The sequence below is a fragment of the uncultured Dubosiella sp. genome (assembly GCF_964018005.1).
Taxonomy (GTDB): Bacteria; Bacillota_I; Bacilli_A; order Erysipelotrichales; family Erysipelotrichaceae; genus Dubosiella; species Dubosiella muris.
Window position 1 is genome coordinate 1 of record NZ_CAXHOA010000043.1, and the last position, 4,489, is coordinate 4,489.

4 protein-coding genes and 1 pseudogene are annotated in these 4,489 nt (G+C 48.5%); 4 read left to right on the forward strand and 1 reads right to left on the reverse strand.

All coding sequences use genetic code 11. The features are described from left to right. Positions 1–141 precede the first annotated feature (141 nt). Positions 142–316: pseudogene (tnpA, locus tag ABNS49_RS13600) on the reverse strand (IS200/IS605 family transposase); the annotation flags it as partial. A 333-nt stretch (positions 317–649) separates the two neighbouring features. Here tnpA and ABNS49_RS13605 point away from each other — a divergent pair. From ABNS49_RS13605 to nadA, 4 genes are read left to right on the forward strand one after another with little or no spacing between them, the layout of a single operon-like run. Then, the gene (locus ABNS49_RS13605; protein WP_135979450.1) at positions 650–1,939 is read left to right on the forward strand and encodes an L-aspartate oxidase; all 1,290 of its coding nucleotides are present in this window, start codon (positions 650–652) and stop codon (positions 1,937–1,939) included. Then, entirely contained in the window at positions 1,932–2,798 is an 867-nt protein-coding gene (nadC, locus tag ABNS49_RS13610) for a carboxylating nicotinate-nucleotide diphosphorylase (RefSeq protein WP_348688168.1), read from the forward strand. Before ABNS49_RS13605 ends, nadC begins: the two co-directional genes overlap by 8 nt. Next, the gene (locus ABNS49_RS13615; protein ID WP_135979448.1) at positions 2,795–3,349 is read left to right on the forward strand and encodes a transcription repressor NadR; all 555 of its coding nucleotides are present in this window, start codon (positions 2,795–2,797) and stop codon (positions 3,347–3,349) included. The genes nadC and ABNS49_RS13615 overlap by 4 nt, the downstream gene beginning before the upstream one ends. After that, positions 3,346–4,260 carry a quinolinate synthase NadA gene (nadA, locus tag ABNS49_RS13620; protein ID WP_290155350.1) on the forward strand — a complete coding sequence of 305 codons (915 nt, stop codon included), beginning with the start codon at positions 3,346–3,348 and terminating at the stop codon, positions 4,258–4,260. The genes ABNS49_RS13615 and nadA overlap by 4 nt, the downstream gene beginning before the upstream one ends. The last annotated feature ends 229 nt before the right edge of the window (positions 4,261–4,489 follow it).

Below are 4,489 nucleotides of genomic sequence, written 5' to 3' on the forward strand. Positions count from 1 at the left end.
TTGCTCAGCATTCGGATATATTCTGAATTTATAGGCTTTGTTTGCCATGTTTTTCACCTCTTTTTTCGCTTGTCTTCCTGCTCCTGTGTTTCCATTATATTTCTTGATTGCTTCAATGAGTGCTCCGCCTGTTGTAATTCAGCAAAAACTCTGACTCCAAAAAATATTCTTTCCATCACTTCTGCCTTATTTGCGGAAATTCTTTCTTCAAAAGCCAACTGTTTGTACTTTTGTATGCGTTTATGAATTTGCTGATTTCACTTTTCGGGTGAGCCTTGAACAGAATATGCACATGGTCTTTATCATGATTCCATTCCTGCAAGGGTCTATCAGCCTTTCCTGTTTTCGACTGATTTTATTGTAACATATTATTTTCCTATTTCTTGACAAATAGAATGGACGCAATTCATCCCCCCCCACTTTAGAAGCGTGGGACTTCTTGCTATAAAGGTTAAAGTCGATACGGACCTGTCTGAAAAAGGGAGAAGGCGATTCGATCCACGTCACCATCAAGCCCAGAGAGTAAAGCTCTCTCTTTTTTTAGTCTTTCTACATGTCATGACACCTGAAATATATGTGATTGACAACAAATTGAGCCATGCTATAATAGGCGGGAAAAGGAAGTCTCACAACGACAGAGGAAAAAAGAATGAAACGGTACGATGTAGTCATTGTAGGATGCGGCGCGGCCGGATTGTATTGCGCGCTTCATCTTCCACAATCGAAAAAAATAGGGATGCTCTGCAAAGAAGGGTTGGAACAATCCGATTCCTACTTGGCGCAGGGAGGCATTTGCATGCTGCGCGGCGAAGAGGACTACGAGTCCTATTTTGAGGACACCCTCAAAGCCGGCCACTATGAAAACGACCCCAAAAGCGTGGATTTGATGATTCGCTCCAGCAACACGATCATCAAAGATCTGATCGGGTATGGCGTCGAGTTTGAAAAAGATGCGGATGGAAATTTGCGCTTCACCAAGGAAGGCGCGCACTCCAAGCCACGCATTCTCTTTCATGAAGATGAAACCGGAAGGGAAATTACATCCAAACTGCTCGAAGCGGTTTTGCGCCGGCCCAACATCGAACTCTTTGACCATACGATGATGGTCGATCTTCTTATCCAAAACGAGAAAGCCGTTGGAATCGTCGCGCAAGATCAAGCGAAAACGATCATTCCGATCTTTGGCGACGATATCGTGTTCGCTTGCGGGGGCATCGGCGGGCTGTATGAAAATTCAACTAATTTCGCCAGTTTGACCGGCGACGCGTTGGGCATTTGTCTAAAGCACGGCATCGAGCTGGAAAACATCGACTACATTCAAATCCATCCCACGACGCTTTATTCGAAACAAAAGGGAAGACGGTTTTTGCTTTCGGAGTCGCTGCGCGGGGAAGGCGCCCTGCTGTATGACATCCACGGCCGGCGTTTCACCAACGAGCTCCAGCCGCGGGACATCGTATCCAGAGCCATTCAGGAACAAATGAAAAAAGACGGCTCCGCGTATGTGTATGAAGATTTGCGGCCAATCGGAAAAGAGACGCTCCAAAGCCATTTCCCCCACATTTGCTCCAAATGCTTGGAAGAAGGATACAACGTGTTCGAAGAACCGGTTCCGGTCGTTCCGGCGCAGCACTATTTTATGGGTGGCATCAAAATCGACCTGGCCGGCCGGACCAGCATGCCAAGGCTTTACGCGTGCGGGGAAACGAGCTGCAACAAGGTGCATGGCGCCAATCGTCTGGCCAGCAACTCTTTGCTGGAATCGCTTGTCTTCGCGCGCCGGGCGGCTGATGACATCACGTTTAGCCAGCATGAAGTCCCACAAGCCAAAGACTATGATGTGGACATGAGCGGGTATCGTGATGTAGAGAAAACGATGGCGCAGTATCGTCGTCATGTTTTGCGAGAAATTGAAAAGGAGAGAAAAAACCATGAATGACGTAGTAATGAAACTCAATGCCGATCCTTATATTTTATCGGCCCTGCAAGAAGATGTGACGAGCGAGGATATGAGTACGAACGCGATCATGCCGGAAAAAAGACTTGGCGAGGCGGAACTGATCTGCAAGCAGGATGGAATGATTTGCGGGCTCGACGTGTTTAAACGGGTTTTCACTCTTTTGGACGAGCAAAGCGATGTCATCTTTTTTTGCGAGGAAGGACAAAAGGTGCACAATGGCCAGCTTTTAGGAAAGGTCATCGGCGATATTCGCACGATTTTGACGGGTGAGCGAACCGCGCTCAATTATTTACAACGAATGAGTGGTGTCGCGACCGCCACTCACGAAGTGGTCGAGCAGCTTCAAGACACGGCGATCACCCTTTTGGATACGCGGAAAACAACGCCAAACAATCGTTTGTTTGAAAAATACGCGGTGAAGGTCGGTGGCGGCACAAATCATCGCTACAACCTTTCCGATGGCGTCCTGCTGAAAGACAATCATATTTCCGCGGCGGGCTCGATTACGAAAGCCATTGAAATGGCTAGAAATTACGCGCCCTTCGTCCGAAAAATCGAAATCGAATGCGAGACGCTCGAACAAGTCCAGGAAGCCCTCGACGCCCGCGCCGATATCATTATGCTCGACAATATGGACCACGCGACGATGAAAAAAGCGGTGGAACGCATTGCGGGACGGGCGCAGACGGAAATTTCCGGCAACGTCACCAGGGAGCGGATTGGCGCCTTAAAAGATTTGGGCGTGGATTTCATTTCGAGCGGAGCCATCGTGTATAGCGCCGGCATCCTGGATCTTTCATTGAAAAATCTGCATCCAATCGAAGGGGCGGAAGGATGAAGACGAAAGAAAGGCGGGACGCGATCATTGAGATCTTGAAAAAAAGCGAGGTGCCGGTGCCCGCGAAGTCGCTAGCGTCCCGATTCAACGTATCGAGGCAAGCCATCGTGCAGGACCTGACCGTCATTCGCGCGTATACGTCCGGCATCGCCTCGACGCCGAAAGGTTATGTTATGATCAAGGATCAGGGACACGCCTTTCAAAAGGAATTTAAAATGTATCATGAATCGGATCAAACCGAGCAGGAGCTGTTTTTGATCGTCGACCATGGCGGAAAGGTAAAAAACGTTAGCATTTCGCATCGGGTGTATGGACGAATCAGCGTGGATCTCGACATTCGCAGCCGGCAGGACGCGCGGGACTTTATGGAGGCGTTCCAGGGCAGCAAATCCAAGTATCTTGGCGAGGTGACAAGCGGCTACCACTATCATTTGGTCGAGGCGGACAACGAACAGCGACTCAAACTGATTGAGCAAAAACTCATGGAGGCCGGCCTGCTGGCGCCGTTAAGCCCATGGGAAAAAGAAGAAAGCGGGATGGAGGAAGCATGACAGTACAGGAAATCAAAGAAGAAATCCAACGATTGAAAAAGGAAACGGGCACGACGATTTTAGTCCACGCCTATCAAGGGCAGGATGTTTTAGAAATCGCGAATTATGTGGGAGATTCATTTGGCTTGGCGCAAAAGGCGCAAACCGACTCGAATGAAAACATCCTCATGTGCGGCGTTCGATTTATGGCGGAAACGTGTAAGATCCTTTGCCCGGATAAACATGTGTATTTGCCCAATCCGACAGCTGGATGCCCGATGGCGGAGCAGCTGACAAGCGCGGAGCTGGAAAAAATCAAAGCGGAAAATCCAGATTACAGCGTCGTGGCGTATGTAAATACGACCGCGGAGTTAAAAACGCTCGCTGACGCGTGTGTCACATCGTCTTGCGCGGTGGAAGTGTGCCGAAAAATAAAGAATGACAAAATTCTTTTTATTCCGGATCCCAATCTGGGCTCGTTTGTCGCCGCCCAAATTCCCGACAAGACGTTTAAATGCATTCAAGGCGGATGCCCTCACCATTTTTCCATGACGAAAGCGGATGTGGAAAAAGCGAAAGCGCTTCATCCGGACGCGTTGCTGTTGGTGCATCCGGAGTGTCCAAAAGAAGTCGTAGAACAAGCGGATTATGTTGGTTCGACGACGGGCATCATGGCGTTTGCCAGGAATTCTAAAAACGAGTCGTTTATTATCGGAACGGAAACGAGCATCGTGGAGCATTTGCAGTTCGAATGCCCGGACAAAAAGTTTTACGCCTTGTCCAACCGCTTAATGTGCACGGACATGAAAGCAACGACGTTGATGGATATTTACAACACGTTGCTTGGTAAAGCGGGTGAGGAAATCGTTTTGGACGAGGACACGATCAAAAAAGCGAAACACAGCTTGGACGAGATGATTCGGTTAGGATAACCATTCGCGCGCTTGGAAATGCCAATCGGAATAAGTGGCAGACGCTTTAACTTAGAAAAAGAAAGGACGATCCGCGTTGACCGTCCTTCATTTTTTACAAATTGTTTTTCGCTTTGAACTCCGCCACTTCCTCGTCGGTAATGTCTTTTTTGCCTTTTGTGAAGTAGTCGTCCTTCATTTTTTCCTCGTCCGTTTTGTTTTGGGAGAGATCCACTTTACCGTTGAACAC